This window comes from Glutamicibacter sp. NPDC127525, from assembly GCF_042672105.1.
In the GTDB taxonomy this organism is placed as follows: Bacteria; Actinomycetota; Actinomycetes; order Actinomycetales; family Micrococcaceae; genus Glutamicibacter.
The window spans coordinates 118,494-141,946 of sequence record NZ_JBHXVN010000003.1 but is presented as its reverse complement, the minus strand read 5'-3'; the positions used below and the strand labels follow the sequence as shown (position 1 = coordinate 141,946).

The window sequence follows — 23,453 nt, the reverse complement described above, 5'->3', positions numbered from 1 at the left end:
CATGGGTGAAAAGCCGCGAAATTCGCGAATCATGCAGGCCGCTCAGGCGCGCAGCACCAATAAGGCCCCCAAGCCAAGCCGGTCCACCGGACTGGGCCGGGTGATCATTGCCGTGTACGGCATCCTCGCCCTGGCGGCGAGCGTGCGCGCGGTGTACCAGATCATGAGCAAATTCGACGAAGCGCCGATCGCCTACAGCCTGTCGCTGTTTTCTGGCCTGGTCTATATCCTTGCCACATTCTCGCTGTCTTCAGCCAAGCGTGGTGCCTGGCTGGTTTCGCTCTGGGCGGTAGCCGTTGAATTGGCAGGCGTGATCGTGGTCGGCATCTTGTCGCTGACCCACCCCGAAGACTTCGCCCATCCGTCGGTGTGGAGCGGTTTCGGCGAAGGATACGGCTACGTTCCACTGGTGCTGCCGATTGTCGGCTTGTGGTGGCTGTACCGTAACCGTAATGAGCGTCACGCCTAAAGACGTGCAAGAATTACCACGGTGGGTTTTCCATCCACCGCAGCAGAATTTCTGAAGGAGCAAAGTGCACTATTGGAAGGGCTTGGATGCCGTCCCCGCGGATATGGCTCCCACTGTCGTGACCATTGGCAACTTTGATGGTGTCCACCTGGGCCATTGCGAGGTGCTGGATGCAGCTGTCGCGCAGGCCAAAGCACGCTCGGCTCAATCGGTAGCGATCACTTTCGACCCGCACCCGGCGCTGGTGCACCGTCCCGATGATGCTCCTGAATTGATCATGGGTCTGGCTGACCGCGTGGACACCTTGGCCAGCGTTGGCCTGGATGCCACGCTGATGATCCACTACACCCTGGAATTCGCGGACCAGAGCGCTGAAGAGTTCGTTCGCTCCATCATCGTAGAGAAGCTGAATGCCGTGGCCGTTGTGGTCGGGCATGATGTGCGTTTTGGCCGCGGCAATTCCGGGGACTTCAGCTACATGCAGGAACTGGGCACCAAATACGGTTTTGAAGTCATAGGTGTCGAAGACGTAGGGGACAAGCGCCGCTTGTCCTCGACCTGGGTCCGTGAAGAACTAGCCGCCGGCAATGTCGAAGCTGCCGCCGCGATCCTCGGCCGGCCGCATCGCATGCGCGGAGAAGTAGTCCATGGCCATGCCCGTGGACGCGAGCTGGGATTTCCCACCGCGAATCTGGACACCGAAGCCACCGGCATCATCCCCGCCGATGGGGTCTATGCCGGCTGGGTGATCGACGAGGCCGAGGTGCGTTGGCCAGCAGCAATTTCCGTCGGGTCGAACCCCACCTTCGATGGCGTCTCCCGAGTGGTTGAAGCCCACGTGATTGACCGCCCCGAAGAAGGCGTGGAAGATTTCGATCTGTACGGACAGCAGATTGTCGTTGAGTTCATTTCCCACCTGCGTCCGATGGTTGCCTACCGCGGCATCGAAGCCCTCATTGAGCAGATGACCGAGGACGTTGACCAGGCCCGTGCGGTGCTGGCTATAGAACGCCACTAGGAATCATGGCTGAGATACCATCATTGCCGCAGCGGGCCTTCGTCGTGGGCGCCCAGCGCCGCGATGAATTAGCTTCCGCTTTCCAAGCCGATGCCGAAAGCTACGACAAGATCCGTCCTTCCTATCCGCAGGAAGCCTTGGAATTCACGCTGCAGCACCGACCGGTGATTGCCATTGACATCGGCTGCGGTTCGGGGATCTTCACCGAACAGCTCATCCGTGCAGGCCTGGAAGTCAGGGCCGTAGACCCATCGGCAGAAATGCTCTCGGTCCTGTCCAAGCGGCTGCCGGCGATCGAGGTAACCTGCGCCGCAGGTGAAGCGACCGGCTTGGAGGCCGATAGCGCTGGCCTGGTGACCTATGCCCAGGCATGGCACTGGGTGGACCACCCTCAAGCCAGTGCCGAAGCGGCCCGATTGCTCCATGATGGCGGTTGGCTCACCCTGCTGTGGAATCAGCTGGATGTCGCCATTCCCTGGGTTCACCGCTTGGCACGCATCATGCATGCCGGCGATGTGCACCGGCCGGAGCTGGAGCCGCCGTTGGGACCCCAGTTCCAGAAGCCGGAGCATGGCATCTGGCATTGGTCCATGGAACTGGATTTCCACGAGATCGTCGAGCTGACCAAATCCCGCAGCTACTACCGCAAGTCTTCAGAGACTACCCGCGCCAAGGTGGAAGCGAATTTGGCCTGGTATTGGCAGGAGCATCTGGGGCACGAGCAGGACGCAAAGGTGCAGGTGCCCTATCTCACCCATGCCTGGAGGTCCCGCCGGCGCACCCGTCGGTGATATGATTGACGATGGTTCTCGCTGCAGTCCGCGGTTGCGAGTTTCCGCCGTGAGCGTCTCGACGTTCGCACCGACTTATGAACGCGGTCCAACTCTAGGAGTTTGTTATGGCATTGGATGCCACTATCAAGAACGAAATCATCAAGGCTTACGCTACCCACGAGGGTGACACCGGTTCGCCTGAGGTTCAGATTGCCGTCATGTCCCGCCGTATTTCGGACCTGACCGAGCACCTGAAGATGCACAAGCATGATCACCACACCCGCCGTGGCCTGATGGCTCTGGTTGGTCGTCGTCGTCGTATGCTCGGCTACCTGAAGAACACCGACATCGAGCGTTACCGTTCGCTGATCGAGCGTCTGGGCCTGCGCAAGTAGTCCTCTGCTTCAGAGCAAGAAAATCCCCGTCTCCGCTTCAGGAGACGGGGATTTTTCTATTCTCTTACCGCTCAGGGCTCCTCGGCTTCAGCGAGGCCTCGTGCCTACGTAAAAATGCGTTGCGGCAATGGAATGCTGTAGTTTCAGTTCTCTCATTCACGGGTTCGACGTTGGCCAAAGCCCCATAAGCGGTAAGGCGGCCGTTGGACTCGAAATCAGTGGCGGAGGCAAGAAGGGGTACATGTGGCACTACCACCCCAACAAGCGGACCCCTAACGTTCAACTCTTCTACGGAAACCCGACCCAGGGAAGAACCTGCACGAAGCATTGGTGCCGCCAGCTACTGTTGGCGGCACCAATCGTGTTTGAATTGAGGAACTATGGCTGACTACCAAGAACTCCTGCAAGCTGCTCGTGCGCACTACGGGGTTTGCGCTGCTCCACGCGTGTCAGAAGCTGCAGCACTGATCACCACGTTGGGTGGCAAAACATTCGATTACGCCAGATTTGCCGACGATCTCATCGATGAATACGTGGACCCAACGCACGTAGTTGCAGCCTACGACATTTCCGACCCAGAGCTCCTCGCTTCCCGGTCCTTGCCTGTTGAACGCGAAATGATGGAATGGCCTCCCGAGGACGACGAAGACTGCTACGACTGCGAGTTCACTGAAGAAGAGTCACAGTGGAACACGATTCAGGAAGAACTCAGCGGCATGAGACGAGCAATCGTATTACTAGAGCATGCTGAAGGAAACCCAGAAGCAGTAGGCAACTTCCGTGTAGTGGGATTCGCCCAGTGGCTTCGTGAAACCCTCTGGGCCGCTATAGGAGTGGTCCCAAGGGATCCTGGAGGACCAGACCCGAGAGCCACTCTGTACGAGATGGCTTTCGCTTTGGACGGGCGACCAGGATGCGAACCAAACCCGCTCAGCCGATGACGCGTTCACTCCGAGACACCTTTCGGGCTGCACTCATCACCAGCCACGACTTCGGCAAGGGGTGCATTGCGTTGGTCGGAGTACGGACTGCGTCATATAAAGGCCAGTAGAAGTCAAAAACGCTTGGATCCGCGAAGCTACACGGATCCAAGCGTCCTTTATGAGATTTCGGGCTGGGTTACGACTTAGCTCATTGTGCCTCGGCCTCGGACTCGGCGGCTGCGGCTTCAGCGGCCTTCTCCTGGTGGATCACTTCGGCCAAGAGTTTTTCCATTTCCTTGGCGACACCTGCGGCGGAAGCTGGGTTCTGTCCGGTGACCAGGCGTTCGGAGACTTGTACATTCTCTTCGAAGTTATCGGCGGCGATATGCGTGGCGCCTTGCTCGGTGAGCTTGTCGGCCAGGAAGAACGGAATGATCTTGTCCTTGCCTACGGCCACTTCTTCATCGTTGGTGAATGCTGCAACGGTTTTGCCACTTAAGAGTTTCAAACCATGATGCAGCTCGACATCGAGCAGACCGGCCGGGCCGTGGCAGACTGCACCGACAACGCCGCCCTTGTTGTAGATAGCGCCGACCAGCTTTTGCAGACCCTCATTATTGGGGAAGTCCCACATGGTGCCGTGGCCTCCCACGAGGTACACCGCGTCGTACTGTTCGGGATCGACGACTTCAACCCTTGCAGTGTTGTACAGGCCGGCACGGGTCGTTTCGTCCTGGGTGAACTGGACCTGGACCGGGTCGTCCTGATCCACTGTGTCGCGCGGGGGCTGTCCGCCCTTAATGGAAGCGAAGTCGACGAAGTGCCCGGAATCCCGGAACACCTTCCATGGATGTGCTGCCTCGGCGACGTTGTATCCGGTAGGTTCCCTGTCATCACCGATTTCGGAAACGCTGGTCAGGACCATGAGGATTTTCTTCAAGGTGTGCTCCTTTCGCATTCGTCCTTCCACCCTTGTACAACAGGCAGGCTGCCGCAAGGGCGATGCGCAAGTTGCCAGTTTGCTTTCCGGAATCGTGCTCCAGAAGGAGAACAAATGGGACGTGGCTCCTATTTCTAGCCCCGGAGCGAGTTTGGCGTGCGTTGCCAACTAAGCATGCGCTTAAAGCCAACACCCTCGGGGCGGACTTTGCGAGAATGAATGCACCGGCCGGGATATGCCGTGCATCACTTCTTGGACCTTGGAGAGTCATCCCGGATTGGTATCTTTCGAAAGGATTGCACTCGTGAACACCGCCCCTAGCCTGCTCTTGGTCAACGGCACCATCCATACGCTGGATCCGCATGAACGCATAGTCAATGCGATGGCCGTCCGCGCAGGAAAGATTGTCGCGCTCGGAGAGGATGCGCTGGCGCTGCGTGGGCCGGAAATGGAAATTATCGATCTGGACGGGGCCACGATCATGCCCGGGCTGATGGACGTGCACAATCATCACATGCTTGCCGGGCAGATGGACCTGTTCGAGCTCAACGTTCCGCCAACCCTCAACCTGGACGAGTTCCTGGAGGCAGTCGCAGTCTGGTCGGATAAGCTGGCTGCGGACCAGTGGGTCATCGGTGGCAGCTGGGGTTCGGGCCTGTTGAGCGAAATCAATACGCCCCAGGCACTGGCGCGGCTGGACCAGGCCACCGGCGGCCGGCCGGCATTGCTCAAGGATGATGCCAAGCACAACCGATGGGTGAACAGCCGTGCTTTGGAGCTTGCGGGCATCACCGGCGCGACCCCTCACCCCGAAGGCGGGGAAATCATGCGGGATGCCGAAGGCCGAGCCACCGGCGTGCTGCTGGAAGCCGGCGGGGTCATTGTCGAACAGGTCCGCGAATCAATGAGCCCCACGCCGACTTGGCAGTTGGCCGAAGCGGCATCGCGGGGCATGGAAATACTGCATTCTTACGGCATCACCGGTTTCCAGGACGCTGCCGCCTCCTTGCAACTCATGCAGGCCTTGAAAGAACTCGATGAATCCGGGAATCTGCACGCCTGGGTGGTTTCCAGCATGCAGGCCAATGACTTCATTTTCGGGACCCATCCGCTGGGCGAGGGGATCATTGCCGAGCGCGAGCAAACCAGGTCAACTCATCACCGCCCGGATTTCATCAAGATCTTCCTTGATGGCGTTCCGCCGGCAGGGACCGGAGCCTTCATCGAACCGTATCTGGAGGGTGCGGGATTCCCTGAATGCCATTGCGGCAACACCACCATGCCTCCAGAAGAACTCGCGGGCTGGCTGATGAGCACGGCGCGGCGGGGCATTTCCGCGAAGATCCACTGCACCGGCGATGCCTCGGTGCGCCTGGTCCTGGACACAGTCCAGAAGGTGCGCGAGGCAGGTCTGGGCGAGCCGAAATACCATATCGCCCACGGCCAGTTCATTCACCCGGACGACCTGCCGCGCTTTGCAGAACTGGGAGTCACCGCGGATATCTCGCCGTCATTGTGGTTCCCCGGGGTGATTACCGAAGCCATGAAACTCGTCCTTCCCGCCGAGCGGGCATCCAAGATGCACCCGAACAAGACCTTGCTGGCCACCGGGGCGCTGGTTGCCGGCGGCTCGGACTGGCCGGTGAGCGTTTCCCCGAACGCCTGGGAGGGAATCTACGGTCTGGTCACCCGCAAGGATCCTACCGGAGCTTTCCCCGGAACGCTCTGGGAAGAAGAAGCCGTGACCTTGGCTGATGCCTTGCGCATCTACACGATCAATTGCGCCAAGGCGATGGGACTGGGTGACCTGACCGGGTCGCTGGAAATCGGCAAGTCCGCCGACTTCATCATGCTCTCGGCAGACCCATTTGAGGTGCAACTCGAAGAGCTGCCGCAGATCACTGCGCAGCAGACCTGGTTCAGCGGACAAAAGGTCTACGACCGACTCGGATCCTCGAGCGTGCCGGTGCGCTAATCGCGTGCCCGGCACGTTGTTCTCAGCCGGCCAGGGTATCGGCCGGAGCATCCATTATTTACCCGCGGCAACTCGCCGCTGTCTCGAAGGAAAGCCATGGACTCGATACTGGCTGGCGCGCACACAAAAACGGGCGGCGAGCGCGGAACCTACTTCTACATCGGTGCCTACAGCGCGGTGCTGTACATGGTGCTGCTGACCGCACCGGTGATCGCCTCCAAGCTGGTGGCGCAATTCGACCTGACGGCCACCCAAGTAGGCGGGCTGCTGTCCATGGAGCTCGGGGCCTTCAGCTTGGCGACTATCCCAGCCTATCTGTGGCTCAAGCGCGTCAACCTCGTGACGGCAACTCGTGTCTTCACGCTGGTTGCCGTGGCCGGAAATGTGGTCTCGGGCTTTGCCGACAACTACGCGCTCTTGGCGGTGTGCCGCATTGTGACGTCCCTGGCTGCTGGCTCGATCACCGTGGTGATCCTGAGCTTGAGCGGCAGGAGCGCGAACCCAGGACGGGCCTACGGGTTATTCGTTGCGGCCCAGCTGGTCATGGGCGCCGTGATTCTGGCGCTCTTCCCTGTGCTCTTCGCGGATTCCGCGGTGTCTGCGATCTACTGGACCATGGCTGGGCTAGCCCTGTGCTGCATGGCGGTTGCGCACCGCATCGATGGCAACGTGCTGTTGGGAAGCGCCGCTGACCCGGCTGCCGATAGTGCCAACTATGGGCACCGGCCAGCCCCGAGATCCAAGGCGTTTCTGGCCCTGGCGGCGGTAATGCTTTTCTACGTAGCGTTGAGCGGGGTGTGGTCGTTCATGGGGCAATTCGCGGCGGCCGCGCAGATCAATTTGGGTACGACGAGCCTGATTCTCGCTGTTGCGACAGTCCCGGGAATTGCTTCGTCCTTGCTGGCCACATTCCTGGGCGACCATCCGCGCCGCCCGCTGTTCCTCATTCTCGGTTATCTGGCGATGCTGCTGTCCATCGGTTTGCTGTTCGGGTTGAGCGGAGCCGTGCAGTTCGCGGCCGCGGCGATCATCTTCAAATTCTCCTGGACCTTCATCCTGCCCTACTTGCTGTCCACGGTCTCCGACCTGGACTCCAGCGGCCACCTGATGAATTCCACGAACTTGATGATCGGCATCGGGTTCGCGCTTGGACCAGTTCTGGGCGGCATGCTCATCGAGGCTGCCAGCGGCTTTGGGGTGCTTCTCGCCGCCTGCAGTGTCGGAGTGCTGCTGTCCATGACCTGCGTGGTTCTCGTCCAGGGCCGCAACCAGCACGGCTTGCCCCAGCGCGTCGTTCCAATGGGAATTCCTGAATAGCAGTGCACGGCCCGCCACCGGCACATACCAACCAGTGGAAATCAACGACTTTCCAGGACCTGCGCCGCGGGTAAAGGTGCCGAGGCATCTTCAGGGACCACAACGATTCGCCCAGGTCGCCATGAAGCCCCAGCCGGTGTCCTCGATCCTGCGAGGATCACGGACACCCGCTGGGGCCCAGGCGCGCTTTTCCGATTGGCGAGGCGCTAGACTGCCAGCTTGCGGCGGATGAATCCGGAAGCCTGGTCAACGACGATGATCAGAATCAGCACGATGATGATGTGCGTAAGCATCGTATCGAACTGGAACGACTTGATCGCCTGGTTGATGAGCAAGCCGATGCCGCCAGCACCGACCAGGCCCAGGACCAGTGACGAACGGACGTTGACGTCGAAGCGGTACAAGAGCAAGCCAACGAACTGCGGGATCACCAGCGGCAGGGCGCCATGGGTAAGTTGCTGAACCCGTGATGCGCCGGTGGTGGACAGCGCTTCTTGCGGGCCCTGATCGGTTTCTTCCAGGGACTCGGCCCAGAGCTTTCCCATCACTCCCGTGTTGTGGCAGATCAGCGCCAGCACACCTGCGAAGGGACCCAAGCCCACGGCGGTGACGAAGATGAGCGCAAAGACGATATCCGGTACCGCGCGGAAGAAGGACAAGATGCTGCGTGCTGCTTGGTAGGCCAGCGGATGCGGCGTCGTGGTGCGGCATGCGAGCACAGCGAGCACCAAGGCCGTAGGAATGGAGAAGGTCGTACCCAGCAAGCCGATCCACAAGGTGACCAGCGTTGCCTCCAAGCCAGGAAGTATGACTTTGTTCCAGCTCAGATCCGGCGGGAATGCGTCGCTGATGAATCGTGCCATCCCGCGCCAGCCATCCACGAGCAGCGCCGGATCAAAATCAGTTCCCGCGATGGCCAGCAGATGAAGGGCGGCAATCACTGCAACTGCGGTAATCCAAAGGGTACGCCGGGCGGCCTTGTGCGGGTCCCTGGGCAGTGCAGGGGCGGATTTTCCAGCGATCATTTGCGAAGTGCTTTCCACTGCCTGCTCCTTGATGCGAGTCCGGGTATGGAGGCTCATGCTGCAATCCTCTCGGGAGAGTAGAGAACGTCCAGGAAGTCGTCGCCGAGATTCTGGACCGGACCGTTGAAGGCGATACGTCCATGCAGCAACCCGATCGCCCGGTCTGCGTAGCGTTGCGCAAGCTCTGGCTGGTGCAGAACCGCGGCGACTGCAAGGTTTTCGTCGTGCGCCAAGGTAGCGAGCAATTCCATGATGTTCTCGGCCGCATGCGGGTCCAGGGCGGAAACCGGCTCATCGGCAAGCAGCACCGACGCGCGCTGGCACAGGGCCCTGGCGACGGCTACGCGCTGCTGCTGTCCGCCAGAAAGGCGCCCGACCTTGTCCAGGGCGCGATCGGCCATGCCAACCCGGTCCAGGCAGGCCATTGCTTCTTCCCGCAGTTCGCGGGAGAAGAAAGCGGGGGAGAATGAGGCCAAGCCGGTGACACGGGCCAGGGCGCCTGCGCAGACATTGTCCAGTGCTGTGCGGCGGGGCACCAGATGGATCTTCTGGAACACCATGGCTGCCCGGGATCGCGCACGGGCTAGAGCGCGGCCTTGGAGATCGGCCAGGTGGATGCCATCCAATTCGATGCTTCCCGAATCCGGCGTTGTCAGTCCCGCGACGCACTTGAGGGTGGTGGATTTTCCGGAACCGTTGGCACCCAGAAAGGCCACGAGCTCGCCGCGGTTGACGGTGAAATCGACATCATCAAGCACGCGGCGCTGGTTGAAGGACTTGGCCAGGGACTTCACTGAGAGGGCCGGACGGGCCAATTGCGTGGTGTCCATGGTTAGATATCGTCCTCGGTGAGGCCCATTTCGGAAGCCAGGTCGAACAGCGGGCCGTAGGTTTCCTTGGTGACTTCCAGCAATGGGCCCGGAGGGGTCACATCCAGGAAAGCTCCTACCTGGGCGATATCTTCCTCCGGCAGGTTCAGCAGCGCGTGCTTAACGGCTTTCTTCAATTCCGGGTCGGCATCGGCGCTGATGGTGATCGGGTCATTCGGGATGGGTTCCGAGGTCCAGATCTGGCGGTAGTCTTCCGGGTTGAAGGTACCTTCTTCTTCGGCAACTGCCTGGGTCTGCGAGTTGAGCTGGGCGGCGTCGACAGTTCCGTTAGCCAGGGCCAGCAGTGCTTCAGGATGCCCGCCTGCGTAGTTCAAGTTGACTTCCGACTCGGCAATGCCGGCAGTCTTCAGCGCGTAGCGCGGCAGGACATCTCCGGAGGTCGAGCCCACGCCGCCCAGTGCGAAGTCCTTTCCGCGCAGGTCTTCGAGGGTCTTGATTTCTGAATCCTTCGCAACCCAGATGCCACCGGTGTAGGTGCTGAGCTCGCCTCGGGCGGTCCCGAAGGACACTAGCGGTTCAGCGCCGGCCTGCTGGCTGGCGAACACGTATCCCACGGGACCGAACTGGCCAAGATCCAGTTTTCCATTGCGCATTGCCAGTACCTCTGCGGCGTAGTCCTCGACAACTTGGACCTCGACTTCGCATCCGAGCTCGCGCTCCAATGCGTCGGCGAGCACGCCGTACGCCGGTTCGAGCTTGGCTGGTGCCTCGTAGGGCTCGATGCCGAAATTGATGGGCCCATCGGCGCAGAACGCGGGGGCCGCGGAGTTAGCTTGCTCATCTGCCTGGGCGGACCCGCAAGCGGTGAGGGCCAGCAGCCCCAGCGAGACGGCAGAGAATTTACATGCCTGAGAGATCTTCATGGTTTGCTCCAATGCGTGGTGTAGTTAAGCTAGGCGGTGATCGACGAAGCCATGGCCGGCTTGGCGAGGTCTTTGATGTTCTTGTCGGCCAGGCCGAAGGACAGGGTCATTCCGACTCCGGCGGTAACGGAGACTACGGTAATGGCGTTGGCGGCATTGCGGATGAGCAAGGGGCCGATAGCGCTGGAGGCATAGATTCCTTGCCAGCGTTCAATGACTTTCAGCTCGATGCCACTCATGTAGCCCCCGATAGCCGAGAGCAATGTTTGCGAGGTCGCTTCCTTGAGGAAGGGGGGTTGGGTTGCGGCGTAGCTGTGCGAATCTCCCATGAGCAGGGTGCCGTCAGGCCTTTGGGTGAACATGACATTCGCCTGGATATCCAGCAGCTCCGGGTGCTCGGCGAGAACTTCAGCCTGCAGGGCCTTGGCTGCTGGCACTTCGGTGAAGGCCTCGTAGCGCAGCATGGAAGTGGCGGTGAGGACGGCCGGCTTCAATTCCAGGTCTTCGGAAGCTTCTGCGCGGAGCATCTGCAGCGCGCACCGGGTGATCTGGTGCTCCTGCGCGATCTGCGGGAAGAGGTAGTCCACGTCGTGTCCGACGCAAACGAAAACCTGGTCGGCCTCGAAGGCGCCGCGATTAGTTTGCACGCTGGCCCGGCGATGCCGGCCGGCACCGAATCCCAAGGCGCTGGTGCTGAACTGGACGCTGCCAGCAACATGGGCGTTGACCCACTGGGCCAGCTTGGCCACCGTGGTTCGCGGGTCGACACGCAGGTCATCACGCAGGAACGCGCCGCCGAGAAATCCTTCGGTGCTTTCGCGTCCAAGCTGTTCTGCGATGTCCTGCGCGTTGAGCATCTCGACCTGCCCGGTTTCGCGGCGCGCAGACAGTTCGCGCAGGACCTGCAATTCCGTTTCTGTCGAGGCCACCACGACAGCTCCCGATTCAACGGCCCAGAAGCCAGCGCGTTCAGCGTAGTCAAGCCACAAGGGACGTCCTGACTGCGCCAGATCGTAGAGTTCGCCGGACTGCGCGGTGATGCAGCAGTGGCCGAAGTTGCGGACCGATGCGCCGATGGCCTCATGGTCACGATCAATGACGATTACCGAGAAGCCGGCGTCCAGGGCTCGCGCGGCATGGGCCATGCCGACAATGCCGGCTCCGATCACCAGCACATCTGCGTGGTTGGCGACTGGCTGGGTCTGTGGGAAATTTTTTTCGTTGCTCACGACAGTGATCATCCATGCTTGGGATGAGCGGATTCAACCCGAAATGGCACTTGTTTGAACAAGTTCGCCTAGAGTTCAGAATGGGGTCCGACTATTCACTTTCAGTTCACTGGAACGTCTTGTGAATCGCTGATTTCGCGATAAAACCACTTGTATGATCAAGAGGTGATGGAGAACAAGAAGCAACCCAAGTACCAAGCCCTCACCACCTGGTTGCGGCAGGAAATAGCGGCTGGCACATGGCACGAAGGAGATGTCCTGCCCAGCGAGGCAGAGCTCTGTGCCCGCACCAGTGCCTCGCGTGGCACGGTCCGGCATGCGCTCGCCCAGTTGCGTTCGGAGGGCCTCATTGCGGGGGGACAAGGCAAGCCGCCAATCGTGGCGCAACAGGTGCAATCCCAATCGTTTACCACCTTCATGTCCTTTACCGATTGGGCGCGCTCCATCGGATTGGAGGCTGGCCAGGAAACGCGGGAATTGGCGCAGCGCCCGGCCGATGCCCTCGTGGCCGAGCAGCTCGAACTCGAAGAAGGTGCCAAGGTGGTGCAGATCCTGCGCCTGCGCTTTCTCGATGGGAGCCCGGCGATGCTGGAGCGGACTAGCTTTACCCAAGAAGTCGGCCGGCTGCTCTTCGAATTCGATGCGGATGACGGTTCGATTTTCGAGTACTTGCGGGAGCAAGGCGTAGACCTCTACCGAGGCAAGCACACCATCGACGCGGTGGCGGCCGATGAACTGGACGCGCAGCTGCTGGGTGTCCGGCTCGGCGCCCCGCTCTTGCGCGAACGGCGCGTGACTTCCTCCAAATCAGGGCAGAAACTTGAGTACTCCGACGATCGGTATTTGCCGGATCTGGCCAATTTCACCATTGAAAACACCAGCGAGCATCGCCCCTCATTGAGCCGTGTGCGAAGCCTTGCTGTCTGAACAGGAAAACACGATGAAAAGAGAAGACATGTTTGAACTCATTGCCTGCGATATGGCTGGAACGACCATTGACGAGCATGCCGATGTGTACCGGGCTCTGGAAAATGCGGTGTGCGAATTCGGTGTTGAGGTCAAGGAGGAGGATCTGCAGCATTGGATGGGCGCCGAGAAGAAGGAAGCGATCAAAGCGCTGATTGAACTTGGCGGAGCTGTTGCCAGCGATGAGCAGGTGCAAGTGCAGTTTGATCGTTTCCGCCATTTGCTGCTGGGGTACTACCGGGAGAATCCGCCCGTCGCTTTGCCAGGTGTCGTGGAAGCGCTGGAACGCTTGGCTGCCAGCGGCAAGAAGATCGCGTTGACAACGGGGTTCTCGCGCGATGTTGCCGATATTATCCTCGATGGCTTGGGCTGGAAGGTCGGTCCTGGCGAACTTCTCGACGCAGTGGTTGCCGGTGATGAAGCCGCAGCGGGACGCCCTGCGCCGTACATGATTCATCGAGCCATGGAGTTGACGGGAATTCGCGATGTAGCCAAGGTTGTTGCCGCAGGCGACACCGCCAACGACCTGCTGGCCGCGCATCACGCGGGAGTGCATGGGATCGGTGTGCTGACCGGGAAGCTGGGCCGCGAAGAGCTGGACCGGTTCCCTCATGCCGCCATCCTCGAATCCGTGGCGGAGCTGCCGGATTATCTCAAGGCGATCGAGCCCGCGGCCGTGTAGTTCGACCCGAGTAATTTTGCAATGCGGAAGATATGTTTCGTTTCGGGTTGGGATGCGGGATATGCTGAGCTCTAGTTGGAACATCCCATTGAGATGAAAGAGAGTCGTCATGAGCAAGACTGTTCTTCAGCGCCACCTGTTCGGACCGGGTCCATGTAACCCGTATCCCGAGGCAACGGCAGCACTCGGCCTTCCGCTGCTGGGCCATCTGGATCCGGAGTTCATTGCACGCATGGATCGCGTTGCTGATGGCTTGCGTACTCTCTGGGGAACCGGAAACTCCCGTACCTTGCCTTTGAGCGCCACGGGCTCAGCTGGCATGGAAGCCGCTTTCGTCAACACCATCAACCCAGGCGACGTAGCGGTCATCGCGATCAACGGCTTATTCGGCGAGCGCATGTGCGAAGTTGCCGCGCGCGCTGGCGCTGAAGTAGTCCGCGTCGAGCATGAATACGGCACGCCGATCGATGCCGAACGCGTTGCCGCGGCGCACCCGAACCCAACCGTCATTGCCGGCGTGCATGCTGAAACCAGTACCGGAGTTGTTTCCGATATAGCCGCGCTGGGCGCAATCAAGGGCGATGCACTGCTGATCACCGATGCGGTGACCTCCATTGGCGGCATGCCGGTGCTGGCTGATGAATGGGGGATTGACGTTGGCTATGCCGGCACGCAGAAATGCCTCGGCGTGGCTCCGGGATTGGCACCATTTACCATTTCAGACCGTGCTTTCGAGCGCCGCGTCCAGAAGCCCCAATCCTGGTATCTGGATCTGGGCTTGCTCGGCGGCTACGCCACAGGTTCCACCGGGGGCCAACGCACCTACCACCACACCGCACCGGTCTCGATGGTCGCATCGCTGGAAGCCGGCATCGACCGCATCCTGGCTGAGGGCCTGGACGCGGTCACCGCCCGCCATCAGGAAGCGGGAGGCTTGCTGCAAGATGGCTTGCAGGAAATGGGCCTGGAGCTATTCGCCCAGGAGGGGTACCGCCTGCCGCAGCTGACGACGGTCTACGTTCCTGAAGGCGTTGATTCGGCGAAGGTCCGTGGATACCTGCTCGACCGCTTCAATATTGAAATCGGCGGCGGTGTCGGCAAGTACGCGAGCACCGTATGGCGCGTCGGCATGATGGGCCCCAACGCTAATCCGGGTTCGGTGGCGCTGCTGCTGGCTGCGCTGAAGGAAGCGATCGACAAGGCCTAAGCCCGTGAGGGCCGTGGCCTACTGAGCGCAAAGCAAGGCGGGGCCAACCAGGAGATGGAATGGTCCCGCTTTTTGCTGTGGCCCTTGGGCTAGCCCAGCTGGTCTTGTGAATGCGCAAAGTGCAGCTGCACCGAATCGTCACCGGTCGAAAGCCTGGCGTAGCCGCCAATCGGCAAGGTGAACATCGGGGAAGTGTGGCCGAAATCGAGGTTGGCCACAACCGGGATGCGCTGCAGGATCGGGTGCTTTGCGATGACTTGCTCCAGCAGGCTACGGGTGATGCCGGATTGCCGCTGGAAACGCCCAATGGCCAGCCCGGTCAGGCCAGCGGCGCTAGGGGACTGCAGGAAAGAGGCGAGCTTCCGGGCGATTTCGTGGATGTCTTCGGAGGAGTCTTCCTCGATGAAGAGCATCGCCCCGTGCAAGGATGGCATGAATTCGCCGCCCTGCAACAAATGCAGCGTGCCCAGATTCCCTCCAATCACCGTGCCCGTGGCCGCTCCTTGATTCAGGATCCACGGTCCGCCGGATGCCTGGACGGACCTGTTGTCTTGATCCATGAACCACAAATCGTCGGTGAATTCGCTGGCGTGCTCGATGGTCCACGCGTGCTCGTGGGTTGCGGTCCGGAACCACTGTCCGGTTGGTTCAAAATGATCACGCATGCCGAAGCTGGACCAATGCGCGCCGACATAGGTAACGAGGCCGGTCTTGGCATGCACGGCGTTTGCCAGCGCCGTGAAATCCGAGTAGCCGCAGAAGACCTTGGGATTGGCGGCAATGAGATCCCAATCGAGGTAGGGGAGCAGCTCGTTTGCATTGAAGCCGCCAATGACCGAGATGATTCCGGCGACAGATGGATCGGCAAATGCGGCGTGCAGATCGGCCACGCGCGACGGGATCGGCGAGCTGTCGAAGTCATCGTTCTCGTCTACGTGATCGCCGAATTCCTGCTTGAACCCCATGGCCTCGAAGCGTTCAGTGATCCACTTCGTATTGTCGAATTCCATCACGAAGGCGCGGGAGCACGATGGCGCGATGGCCCTGATGGTGTCTCCGGATTGCAATCGGGCTGGGACGATGGTCGGCTTCTCATGGCTTGTCATGCAATCAGTCTAGGGTCTGGCTTGGCAGGGGATAATAACCCGCACGCAGTCGCAGGCGACTAGTTGGCGAAATTTTCGCAACAAATGAAGATATTCCGCTCCAGCTACTGGGAGAATACTGCGAAATTCGATAACGTGGGCGGGACAGCGCAATTTCTCTAAAGAAAGAAGCAAATAAGGTGAAGTCCCTCTTCGACTTGGAATTCAAGCAATTCATCACGCCATCGATCATCAAGATCGTTTACATCCTGATCATGGTCCTGTTGGCGATCGGCTACCTCGGAATCGTGATTTCCGGGTTCATGGCTGATGCAATGCTCGGCTTCCTCATGCTCCTGATCGTGGGTCCTTTGGTGTCCCTGGTCTATTTGGTCCTGGTCCGTGCAGGACTCGAATCCTTGCTGGCACAGATCCGCACGGCAGAGAACACCACTGAACTCGTTCGTCTGGCCGGTGGCATCCCGCCGGCAGAAGGCGGCTACCGCCCGCACCCGGGTAATCCTCCTGCACCCCAGCAGCCGCAGGATCCAACCGCCAATGGCGGCGGCACTCCGCCAGCCAACCCTTACCAGAAGTAAGTCCAACGGCCAATGGCCCGCACCCGTGGTGCGGGCCATCGGCCGTTGTTGAGCGAACAGCGTGCAGAACTACCAGTCGCTGGACGCTTTGAGCGACAGCACCGGGCAGGAGGCCTGGAGCAGAATCCTTTGCGCGTTGCTCCCCATGAGGAACTTGCCCATTGCCGTCCGCTTGCGCAGGCCGATCACGATCAGCTCGGCTCGTTGGGCCTGGGCTATATGCAGGATCTGGTCTGCCGCATCGGCACCCTGGGTGTGGCGCTCAATCCAGAAATCGATGCCGGCATCAGAAAGGCGGGCTTCCAGCTCGTGGTACTGCTTCGCGTCAATGAGCCTGTCGTCAACGAGCTGATCGCCCTTCGAAGAGTTCACTACGATCAATCGCACCTCGCTGCGCCTGGCTTCGAGAATGGCTCGTTCCAAGGCGGCTTCGCCTTCTGGCGAGGGAATATAGCCCACTACGATCGTCATGATTCATTCCTTTCAGCAGCCTTGCTGTTCTCATTTCCGTGGCCAGGCTTCGCCTGTTCCGGCTCGGGGCCGCCAGCTGCATCGTCGCCCAGCAGGGCCTCGGCGGCGGCAGACGCTGTCCCGCGTTTGCGCCGAATAACGGAGATCAGCACTGGCAGCAGGAGCAGGACGGCGATGAGCACGTAGATGCCCACGGCCAGCGGCTCGCTCCAGAGACCTGAGACTTCACCAGCAGAAAGCTGGAAGGTCTTGCGCAGCTGTTCCTCGGCCATGGGGCCGATGATGACACCAAGGATCAGCGGAAGCACTGGCAGGCCGAAGCGGCGCAAGGCAAAGCCCAACAAACCGATCAGCAGCAGCAGCCAGAGATCAGCTACCTGCATGTTCACCGAGAAGGCGCCCAGCGTTGCGAAGAACAAGATGCCTGCGTACAGGTAGGGGCGCGGGATCTTCAGCAGCTTCGCCCACAGCGGCGCTAACGGCAGGTTGATCAGCAGCAGCAACGTGTTGCCAATGAACAAGCTGGCAATCAGGGCCCACACCAGGTCTGGTTCATTCTCGAAGAGCAGCGGACCGGGCTGGATGCCCTTCATGGTCAAGAACGCCAGCATCACCGCAGCGGTGGCATTGGTGGGCAAGCCCAAGGCGAGCATTGGAGTCAGGGTGCCAGCGGCAGAGGCATTGTTCGCGGCCTCCGGGCCGGCAACGCCCTCAATGGCGCCGTGGCCGAACTCCTCAGGATGCTTGGACAGCTTCTTTTCCGTGACGTAGGACAGGAAGGTCGGAACTTCGGCACCGCCGGCAGGCAGCGCGCCGAAGGGGAACCCAAAGGCGGTACCGCGAAGCCAGGGCTTCCACGAACGCTTCCAATCTTCCTTGCCCATCCACGGGGCACCCACCGGAATGGTGCGGGCCGGGCTGGTGCGCAAGTGCGCGGCAATCCACAGCGCCTCGCCAATGGCGAAGATCGCCACGGCGACCACCACGATGTCCATGCCGTCCACCAGGGGCGCGAAGCCGAAAGTCAGTCGCTGCTGCCCGGAGACCGGGTCCATGCCGACCAAGCCAATGGCCAAGCCCAAGCCCAGGGAAGCGAACCCGCGGATCTTGGAAGAGCCCAAGACTGCGGTGACAGTTACCAAAGCGAGGACCATGATGGCGAAGTAGCTCGGTGCGCCAAGGCTCACCGCGAACTTCACGACGATCGGGGCGACGGTCACCAGCAGCGCGGTACCGATGGTTCCTGCAACGAAGGATCCAATGGCCGCGGTGGCCAAGGCCTGTGCCGCACGGCCGGCCTTGGCCATCTTGTGGCCTTCGATGGCTGTGATGACTGTTGCCGATTCCCCCGGGGTGTTGAGCAGGATCGAGGTGGTTGACCCGCCATACATCCCGCCGTAGTAGATGCCGGCGAACATGATCAGTGCGCTGGAAGTTTCCATGCCGAAGGTCAATGGCAGCAGCAGTGCCACAGCCATGGCCGGGCCGATGCCCGGGAGCACTCCTACAGCGGTTCCCAGGATGACACCGGCGAAAGCGAAGAGCAGGTTAATCGGGGTCAGCGCCGCGGCGAAGCCGCCCATCAATAAGTCCAGAGTTTCCAATTAGAGCACCCCCGAGAGGATTCCGGCCGGAAGCTTGATGCCCAGGCCCAGATAGAAGCCGTAGAACGAACCAAGCGCCAAGGCAAGTGAAATAACCAAGGTCAATACCCAGCGCCGCGCACCCAGGCAGGTAGCCGCGCCGAAGAACATGATGGTTCCCGAGATGACCCAGCCAGCCCAATTCACGATCAGCAGGTTCAGCACGAAGATGCCGATCAGCGGGAGCAGGACCTTCCAATCCGAAGGCTGGCTCAGGTCCACGTCTTCGCCTTCTTCGCCCGCAGCAAGGTTGCCACGCATGACGGTGATGGCCAAGGCAATGGACGAAAGAATGAGAATGCCCGAGACGACGTAGGGCAGGGCCTTGGGACCTACAACGTCTGCCTGGGAGTACGTCACATGAAGCTGCGACGCGTCAACAAACACGATGATTCCGACGATAAGAAGAAACGCGGCGAACAGGAGTTCGACGCGTTTCTTCTTTGCGGTGGCTACTTCGCTCACGCCAGGCCCAGGGTCTTCAGGACGCTGGCAACGCGCTCGTCCTGGTCGGTGAGGAAGGCGGAGAATTCGTCGCCGGTCATGAAGGCGTCGCTCCAGCCGTTGGTCGCCAGAGCTTCCTTCCACTCGGCCGAATCATGCATTTCGGTGACCAGGTTGACCCACTTGGCCTTGTCCTCTTCGGAAATCTCAGGTGGAGCCACCAGACCGCGCCAGTTGGAGAACACCAGATCAATATCCGATTCCTTCAGGGTCGGGGCATCTACGCCTTCCAGGCGCTCTTCGCCGCTGGTGGCCAGTACGCGAACAGAGCCCTCTTCGATCTGCTGCATGTACTCGCCGGCACCGGAGGCAGCGAAGGCCAGCTTGTTGCCCAGGATGGCCGGCAGCAAGTCGCCGCCGCCATCGTACGATACGAAGTTCACGTCCTTGGGATCAATGCCCACGGCTTCGGCCAGCTGCATTGGCAGCAGATGGTCCGGGCCGCCAGGGGAGGAGCCGCCGCCGACCGAGAGCTTGCTTGGGTCGTCCTTCCAGGCCTTGACCAAGTCGTCAATGCTCTTGTACGGAGAATCCTTGGAAACCATGATCGCTCCGGGCTCTTCGATGAGCTTGGCAATCGGGGTGGTATCGGTCAGCTTGGAGTCGGTTTCGTTGGTGTAGCTTGCACCCACCACGCCCAGGCCCATGAGCATGGCCAGATCGCCATTGCCCTTCTCATTGACAATGCGGGCCAAGCCGACGGTGCCGCCGGCACCGGCAAGGTTGAAGACTTCCGGGTTGCTGGCCAGCGATGCGTCATCCATGACCTTGGCGGCAACACGGGCAGTGGTGTCGTAGCCGCCGCCTGGGGTGTTTGGCACCATGATGCGGAGGTTCGCGATGGGGCCCTTGGACTCTGCGGCGTCAGTGCTGGAAGACTCTGATGTCACGCCGCAGCCAGTGGCGGTCAGGGCCAGTGCAGCGGCAGCTGCCAGCGCGCTCAGCGCACGGAACGACTTGAACGGTTTCATGGGGATTCAGCCTCTTTGCTTTCATCGGGGTTGCGAGTGATACCAACTTACGTGCCATCGTGAGCCGGGTCACTCTTGCGTACTCAAAGAAAATACTGTTCATTGTGTAACCGGAAATTGTGATCTGAACCATTCGAATCTTCGGTAAGGTAGCACAGTGCCCGGATGCAGGTGCCAGCAAGGACCTGCCGGGTACAACGTGGATTTCTGGAATATTGGGGGCGAGGCAATGGGTGCCGTGCGTTTCTGGCTCGCTAATCTGTACACGCGCCGCAAGCTGACCCTTGCAGGGCAGTACCTGATACTGCAATTGCTCATTATCGCGGTGGTGCTGGCAGGGGTCATCACGGTATCGCTGACCCAGGCCACCAACAACTTCGAAAAAATCGAGGGGCGCCGCAGCCTCTCGGCCGCCGAATCGCTGGCTGCGAACCCCCTGCTGCGCGTGCTCCTGCCCGAGGCGGAGCCGGAAATGGGTTCGGCGTTGCCTGCCATGGGCGAATCGGTGCGCAGCACCTCGGGTCTCCAATTCGTGACCGTTGCCGATCCCCGGGGAACGGTCATCACCTCCAGCTATCCGGATGAAGTCGGAACCTCGATACTGCACCCTGAATCCGCCGTCACCGAAGGCCGCGGATGGACCGGGGAAATCTGGCGCAATGGCAACCATGTATTGATTGCGCAGGTTCCGGTGCTGGATGACGAGGGGAAGATGGTCGGCATCGTCAGCGCCGGCCAAAGCTATCCCAGCACCGGTGAGATGATCCAGGAGATCGCTCCCAACGCCTTGTTCACCCTGGTCATTTCCCTGCTGCTGGGGACCGCCGGCTCAGTCTTGCTGGCCCGCCGGGTCAAGCACCAGACCCGTGGGCTTGAACCCAGGGAAATTGCAGAGCTTTTCGAGCATCGCGAAGCCCTGCTGCACGGAGTCAAAGAGGGAATCATCTCGGTGTCGCCGGATAGCCGGGTGATGCTGGCCAATGATGTCGCCATCGAGCTGCTCCAGCTGCCCAGTCACTGCGTGGGCAGGACCCTGGACGAATTGGATGTTGTTCCGCAGGTGCGCCATGCACTGACCACCAGCCAAGAGTTGCCCGACCGGCAATTCCTTGTCGGCGAGCGGGTATTGGTCTTCAACCGGATGCCGGTCAAGACCGCCAGGCGGGATTTGGGATCGGTCACCACCTTCCGCGACAAGACCGAACTGACCCTGTTGGAACAAGAACTTGGAGACAGCAAGGCCACCGCCGACATGCTCAGGGCGCAGACCCATGAATTCGCCAACCAGCTGCACGCAATTTCCGGGTTGATCCAGCTCGGGGAATACGACGAGGTCGTGGGCTTCATCGATGGCGTGAGCTTCAGCCGGAGCAAGATCTTCGAGGACGTCTCCGCGTGCATCGCCGAACCCACGATTGCCGCGTTGCTGATTGCCAAGTCCAGCGTGGCCGCCGAGCGAGGGGTGCACCTGAAGATGGCGCCTAGCTCAACCTTGGGCAGGTGCGAGGACCAGCTGGCGCGGGATCTGACCACCGTGATCGGCAATCTCGTCGATAACGCGATGGACGCGGCCGCTTCGGCTGCCAATCCGGAAATCCAGGTCGGGATCGAGGAAACCAGCGAGCTGGTGCGAATCACCGTGAGGGACAATGGAGAAGGCATCGCGGAAGATGCCATGGACGAGATCTTCACCCAAGGTTTCTCCACCAAGGACAGCGCGGTTTCCGGCGGCAGGGGCTTTGGCCTTGCCATCAGCCGCCTGGTTTGCCGCCGCCGCGGTGGAGAGCTGGCCGCGGCCAATGCACAAGGTGCCCGGTTTACCGCCACGCTCAGGAAGTAGGAAGCAAGAAGTGATCAAAGTACTGGTGATCGACGATGACTTCATGGTCGCCAAGGTGCACGCTGGATTCGTCAACAGCGAACCGGGGTTCACCGTGGTCGGCGTGGCGCACTCCGCCGGTGACGCGATCAAGGCCGCCGGCGCGCTATCGCCGGATCTCATCTTGCTCGATATCCATTTGCCGGACATGAACGGCCTGGACCTCTTGCAGCGCCTGCGCGAAGTCCAGCCGGAGCTCGATGTCCTGGTGATCAGCGCGGCGCGGGAAATGGATACCGTGCGCCGCGCGCTTCGTGGCGGCATCGTCCACTATCTGATGAAGCCCTTCTCGCGGGATGACCTGCGCGAACGGCTGGAGCACTACGCGAAGGCCTACCAGCCGCTGGGCGAAGCAGCGGACCAGGAATTGCAGCAGGCCGATGTGAACATGCTCTTCGGGCTCGGCGGACAAAAGCGCCGGCCTCTTCCCAAAGGCTGCAGCGCCGAAACCATGGAACTGGTTGAGAGCATCGTCAAGGAAGCTGCCGAACCCATATCGGCCACCGAAACCGCGCAGAAGCTGGGCACGTCCCGGGTGAGCGCTCGCCGGTATCTGGAATACCTGGCAGAGGAAAACCTGGCTCAGGTGAACCTGCGCTACGGGGGAGTCGGCAGGCCCGAACGCCGCTACTCATGGAGGGGGTAGTGGCAGCGGATCGTCCAGCCGCCCCCGGACGCAGAAAGCCGGGGCAGGCCTAGACGAAAGCTGCCGAACCCCGTTGGCGATGCTCGCTGGCCGCGTACGTGCCGAGGATCTTGATTTCCCAGGTGAAGAATTCCAGTTCTTCCAACGCCAAGCGCACAGGAAGGTCTTCGGGGTGGCCCTCGATGTCGACCATGAAGGTGGTAGCGGCGAAGGACGAACCGACCATGTAGCTTTCCATGCGGGTGAGATTCACGCCGTTCGTGGCAAATCCGCCTAATGCCTTGTATAGCGCGCTAGGCACGTTGCGCGCCTGGAACACCAAAGTGGTAATCACCGAGTCGGGGAGCTGGGAACGGTGCGGCAGTTCGTGCCTGCGGGCGAGCACTACGAAGCGGGTCGTGTTCGTCTGGTCGTCCTCGACACCGGAAGCCAGCACCTCCAAGCCGTAGAGTTCGGCCGCCATGGGCGGAGCGAGCGAGAGCTTGGCAGGATCGTTCCATTCGCGCACTTCGCGGGCCGAACCTGCAGTATCACCGGCAATCACCGGGGTCAGGCCGTGCTGGCGTATGACCTTGCGGCACTGGCCCAGCGCATGGATGTGGCTGTGCACCTCGGCCGCATCCGCGATGGTGCTGCCAGGCAGTCCGAGAAGGTCGAAGCGGATCCGCAGGTAGTGCTCGCCGACAATGTGCAGTTCCGACTCGGGGAGCAGGACATGGATATCGGCAACGCGACCGGCAATGGAGTTCTCTATCGGAATCATCGCCAGCTCCGCTTCACCGTTTTCCACCATGGCGAACGCGTCCTCGAAGCTGGCACAAGGCACGGCTTCCATGTCCGGGAAACGTTGCATGCAGGCCATATTCGAGTTGGAGCCGGCTTCGCCCTGGTATGAAATCTTCTTGCTCATTGAATCAAGATATCCCAGCGCAATGGCTGGGCAGGAATCCACGAAAGCAGATGACGCCAAGACGCACGGACTG

24 protein-coding genes are annotated in these 23,453 nt (G+C 60.7%); 13 read left to right on the top strand and 11 right to left on the bottom strand.

What is annotated here, in order from left to right; genetic code table 11:
- The first annotated feature begins 1 nt into the window (after position 1).
- From ACFVHU_RS08695 to ACFVHU_RS08675, 5 genes are all read left to right on the top strand, one after another.
- A complete protein-coding gene (locus ACFVHU_RS08695) occupies positions 2-469 on the top strand; it encodes a hypothetical protein (protein ID WP_181148828.1) in 468 nt (155 codons plus the stop codon).
- A gap of 64 nt (positions 470-533) precedes the next feature.
- The gene (locus ACFVHU_RS08690) at positions 534-1,487 is read left to right on the top strand and encodes a bifunctional riboflavin kinase/FAD synthetase (protein WP_105657289.1); all 954 of its coding nucleotides are present in this window, start codon (positions 534-536) and stop codon (positions 1,485-1,487) included.
- 5 nt (positions 1,488-1,492) lie between these two features.
- Positions 1,493-2,278, top strand: a complete 786-nt coding sequence (locus ACFVHU_RS08685; protein WP_388023948.1) for a class I SAM-dependent methyltransferase — start codon at positions 1,493-1,495, stop codon at positions 2,276-2,278.
- A 107-nt stretch (positions 2,279-2,385) separates the two neighbouring features.
- Positions 2,386-2,655, top strand: a complete 270-nt coding sequence (gene rpsO, locus ACFVHU_RS08680; RefSeq protein WP_013348393.1) for a 30S ribosomal protein S15 — start codon at positions 2,386-2,388, stop codon at positions 2,653-2,655.
- Between the two features lie 446 nt (positions 2,656-3,101).
- Entirely contained in the window at positions 3,102-3,596 is a 495-nt protein-coding gene (locus ACFVHU_RS08675) for a hypothetical protein (protein WP_388023947.1), read from the top strand.
- A 190-nt stretch (positions 3,597-3,786) separates the two neighbouring features.
- Here ACFVHU_RS08675 and ACFVHU_RS08670 read toward each other — a convergent pair whose 3' ends face one another.
- The gene (locus ACFVHU_RS08670; protein WP_388023946.1) at positions 3,787-4,518 is read right to left on the bottom strand and encodes a type 1 glutamine amidotransferase domain-containing protein; all 732 of its coding nucleotides are present in this window, start codon (positions 4,516-4,518) and stop codon (positions 3,787-3,789) included.
- Positions 4,519-4,822: 304 nt separating this feature from the next.
- Here ACFVHU_RS08670 and ACFVHU_RS08665 point away from each other — a divergent pair, with 304 nt between their 5' ends.
- Both ACFVHU_RS08665 and ACFVHU_RS08660 read left to right on the top strand, forming a co-directional pair.
- A complete protein-coding gene (locus ACFVHU_RS08665; RefSeq protein WP_388023945.1) occupies positions 4,823-6,493 on the top strand; it encodes an amidohydrolase in 1,671 nt (556 codons plus the stop codon).
- 96 nt (positions 6,494-6,589) lie between these two features.
- The gene (locus tag ACFVHU_RS08660; protein ID WP_388023944.1) at positions 6,590-7,810 is read left to right on the top strand and encodes an MFS transporter; all 1,221 of its coding nucleotides are present in this window, start codon (positions 6,590-6,592) and stop codon (positions 7,808-7,810) included.
- A 206-nt stretch (positions 7,811-8,016) separates the two neighbouring features.
- Here the strand turns inward: ACFVHU_RS08660 and phnE are convergent, their stop codons facing one another.
- The 4 genes from phnE to ACFVHU_RS08640 are packed head-to-tail and all read right to left on the bottom strand — an operon-like array spanning position 8,017 to position 11,817.
- Complete coding sequence (gene phnE, locus ACFVHU_RS08655; RefSeq protein WP_388023943.1) at positions 8,017-8,892, bottom strand: phosphonate ABC transporter, permease protein PhnE; 876 nt, start codon at positions 8,890-8,892, stop codon at positions 8,017-8,019.
- The gene (locus ACFVHU_RS08650) at positions 8,889-9,665 is read right to left on the bottom strand and encodes a phosphonate ABC transporter ATP-binding protein (protein ID WP_388023941.1); all 777 of its coding nucleotides are present in this window, start codon (positions 9,663-9,665) and stop codon (positions 8,889-8,891) included. The genes phnE and ACFVHU_RS08650 overlap by 4 nt, the downstream gene beginning before the upstream one ends.
- 2 nt (positions 9,666-9,667) lie before the next feature.
- Positions 9,668-10,588: a phosphate/phosphite/phosphonate ABC transporter substrate-binding protein gene (locus ACFVHU_RS08645; RefSeq protein WP_388023940.1), complete on the bottom strand. Its 921-nt coding sequence runs from the start codon at positions 10,586-10,588 to the stop codon at positions 9,668-9,670.
- A 29-nt stretch (positions 10,589-10,617) separates the two neighbouring features.
- A complete protein-coding gene (locus ACFVHU_RS08640; RefSeq protein WP_388023939.1) occupies positions 10,618-11,817 on the bottom strand; it encodes a TIGR03364 family FAD-dependent oxidoreductase in 1,200 nt (399 codons plus the stop codon).
- A 168-nt stretch (positions 11,818-11,985) separates the two neighbouring features.
- Here ACFVHU_RS08640 and ACFVHU_RS08635 point away from each other — a divergent pair, with 168 nt between their 5' ends.
- The 3 genes from ACFVHU_RS08635 to ACFVHU_RS08625 all read left to right on the top strand — a co-directional run bounded on the left by ACFVHU_RS08635 (position 11,986) and on the right by ACFVHU_RS08625 (position 14,672).
- Positions 11,986-12,744, top strand: coding sequence for a GntR family transcriptional regulator (locus ACFVHU_RS08635; protein WP_388024187.1), 759 nt, complete (start codon positions 11,986-11,988; stop codon positions 12,742-12,744).
- Between the two features lie 28 nt (positions 12,745-12,772).
- Positions 12,773-13,465, top strand: a complete 693-nt coding sequence (locus tag ACFVHU_RS08630) for a phosphonatase-like hydrolase (RefSeq protein ID WP_388023937.1) — start codon at positions 12,773-12,775, stop codon at positions 13,463-13,465.
- 109 nt (positions 13,466-13,574) lie between these two features.
- Positions 13,575-14,672, top strand: a complete 1,098-nt coding sequence (locus ACFVHU_RS08625) for an alanine--glyoxylate aminotransferase family protein (RefSeq protein WP_332730822.1) — start codon at positions 13,575-13,577, stop codon at positions 14,670-14,672.
- Positions 14,673-14,761: 89 nt separating this feature from the next.
- On the opposite strand, the gene ACFVHU_RS08620 is transcribed toward ACFVHU_RS08625, so the two are convergent.
- The gene (locus ACFVHU_RS08620; RefSeq protein WP_388023936.1) at positions 14,762-15,778 is read right to left on the bottom strand and encodes a S66 peptidase family protein; all 1,017 of its coding nucleotides are present in this window, start codon (positions 15,776-15,778) and stop codon (positions 14,762-14,764) included.
- Between the two features lie 179 nt (positions 15,779-15,957).
- On the opposite strand from ACFVHU_RS08620, the gene ACFVHU_RS08615 reads away from it, so the two are divergent.
- Complete coding sequence (locus ACFVHU_RS08615) at positions 15,958-16,356, top strand: DUF4282 domain-containing protein (RefSeq protein ID WP_105661845.1); 399 nt, start codon at positions 15,958-15,960, stop codon at positions 16,354-16,356.
- Positions 16,357-16,425: 69 nt separating this feature from the next.
- On the opposite strand, the gene ACFVHU_RS08610 is transcribed toward ACFVHU_RS08615, so the two are convergent.
- Genes ACFVHU_RS08610 through ACFVHU_RS08595 form a run of 4 tightly spaced genes read right to left on the bottom strand, consistent with a single transcriptional unit; the run spans position 16,426 to position 19,945 of the window.
- On the bottom strand, positions 16,426-16,827 hold the full coding sequence (locus ACFVHU_RS08610; protein ID WP_105658224.1) for a universal stress protein: 402 nt from the start codon (positions 16,825-16,827) through the stop codon (positions 16,426-16,428).
- Positions 16,824-18,410 carry a tripartite tricarboxylate transporter permease gene (locus ACFVHU_RS08605; RefSeq protein WP_286134293.1) on the bottom strand — a complete coding sequence of 529 codons (1,587 nt, stop codon included), beginning with the start codon at positions 18,408-18,410 and terminating at the stop codon, positions 16,824-16,826. Before ACFVHU_RS08605 ends, ACFVHU_RS08610 begins: the two co-directional genes overlap by 4 nt.
- Before the next feature lie 21 nt (positions 18,411-18,431).
- Positions 18,432-18,935, bottom strand: coding sequence for a tripartite tricarboxylate transporter TctB family protein (locus ACFVHU_RS08600; RefSeq protein ID WP_105658222.1), 504 nt, complete (start codon positions 18,933-18,935; stop codon positions 18,432-18,434).
- Complete coding sequence (locus ACFVHU_RS08595; protein WP_105661846.1) at positions 18,932-19,945, bottom strand: tripartite tricarboxylate transporter substrate binding protein; 1,014 nt, start codon at positions 19,943-19,945, stop codon at positions 18,932-18,934. The genes ACFVHU_RS08600 and ACFVHU_RS08595 overlap by 4 nt, the downstream gene beginning before the upstream one ends.
- A gap of 229 nt (positions 19,946-20,174) precedes the next feature.
- Between ACFVHU_RS08595 and ACFVHU_RS08590 the strand changes: the two genes are divergently transcribed.
- Together ACFVHU_RS08590 and ACFVHU_RS08585 are read left to right on the top strand one after the other, a co-directional pair.
- Positions 20,175-21,785 (top strand): ATP-binding protein, encoded by a 1,611-nt coding sequence (locus tag ACFVHU_RS08590; RefSeq protein WP_388024186.1) that lies wholly within the window; start codon positions 20,175-20,177, stop codon positions 21,783-21,785.
- 10 nt (positions 21,786-21,795) lie between these two features.
- Positions 21,796-22,470 carry a response regulator gene (locus ACFVHU_RS08585; RefSeq protein ID WP_102598037.1) on the top strand — a complete coding sequence of 225 codons (675 nt, stop codon included), beginning with the start codon at positions 21,796-21,798 and terminating at the stop codon, positions 22,468-22,470.
- A gap of 49 nt (positions 22,471-22,519) precedes the next feature.
- On the opposite strand, the gene ACFVHU_RS08580 is transcribed toward ACFVHU_RS08585, so the two are convergent.
- Positions 22,520-23,380: a prephenate dehydratase gene (locus ACFVHU_RS08580; RefSeq protein WP_105661923.1), complete on the bottom strand. Its 861-nt coding sequence runs from the start codon at positions 23,378-23,380 to the stop codon at positions 22,520-22,522.
- Positions 23,381-23,453: the final 73 nt, after the last annotated feature.

Coding starts and splice junctions, on each gene's coding strand:
- ACFVHU_RS08580 (WP_105661923.1), bottom strand. CDS start 23,380: ATGAGCAAGAAGATTTCATACCAGGGCGAAGCCGGCTCCAACTCGAAT.
- phnE (WP_388023943.1), bottom strand. CDS start 8,892: ATGAGCCTCCATACCCGGACTCGCATCAAGGAGCAGGCAGTGGAAAGC.
- rpsO (WP_013348393.1), top strand. CDS start 2,386: ATGGCATTGGATGCCACTATCAAGAACGAAATCATCAAGGCTTACGCT.
- ACFVHU_RS08650 (WP_388023941.1), bottom strand. CDS start 9,665: ATGGACACCACGCAATTGGCCCGTCCGGCCCTCTCAGTGAAGTCCCTG.
- ACFVHU_RS08625 (WP_332730822.1), top strand. CDS start 13,575: ATGAGCAAGACTGTTCTTCAGCGCCACCTGTTCGGACCGGGTCCATGT.
- ACFVHU_RS08630 (WP_388023937.1), top strand. CDS start 12,773: ATGTTTGAACTCATTGCCTGCGATATGGCTGGAACGACCATTGACGAG.
- ACFVHU_RS08595 (WP_105661846.1), bottom strand. CDS start 19,945: ATGAAACCGTTCAAGTCGTTCCGTGCGCTGAGCGCGCTGGCAGCTGCC.
- ACFVHU_RS08660 (WP_388023944.1), top strand. CDS start 6,590: ATGGACTCGATACTGGCTGGCGCGCACACAAAAACGGGCGGCGAGCGC.
- ACFVHU_RS08695 (WP_181148828.1), top strand. CDS start 2: ATGGGTGAAAAGCCGCGAAATTCGCGAATCATGCAGGCCGCTCAGGCG.
- ACFVHU_RS08645 (WP_388023940.1), bottom strand. CDS start 10,588: ATGAAGATCTCTCAGGCATGTAAATTCTCTGCCGTCTCGCTGGGGCTG.
- ACFVHU_RS08685 (WP_388023948.1), top strand. CDS start 1,493: ATGGCTGAGATACCATCATTGCCGCAGCGGGCCTTCGTCGTGGGCGCC.
- ACFVHU_RS08610 (WP_105658224.1), bottom strand. CDS start 16,827: ATGACGATCGTAGTGGGCTATATTCCCTCGCCAGAAGGCGAAGCCGCC.
- ACFVHU_RS08590 (WP_388024186.1), top strand. CDS start 20,175: ATGGGTGCCGTGCGTTTCTGGCTCGCTAATCTGTACACGCGCCGCAAG.
- ACFVHU_RS08635 (WP_388024187.1), top strand. CDS start 11,986: ATGGAGAACAAGAAGCAACCCAAGTACCAAGCCCTCACCACCTGGTTG.
- ACFVHU_RS08620 (WP_388023936.1), bottom strand. CDS start 15,778: ATGACAAGCCATGAGAAGCCGACCATCGTCCCAGCCCGATTGCAATCC.
- ACFVHU_RS08605 (WP_286134293.1), bottom strand. CDS start 18,410: ATGGGCGGCTTCGCCGCGGCGCTGACCCCGATTAACCTGCTCTTCGCT.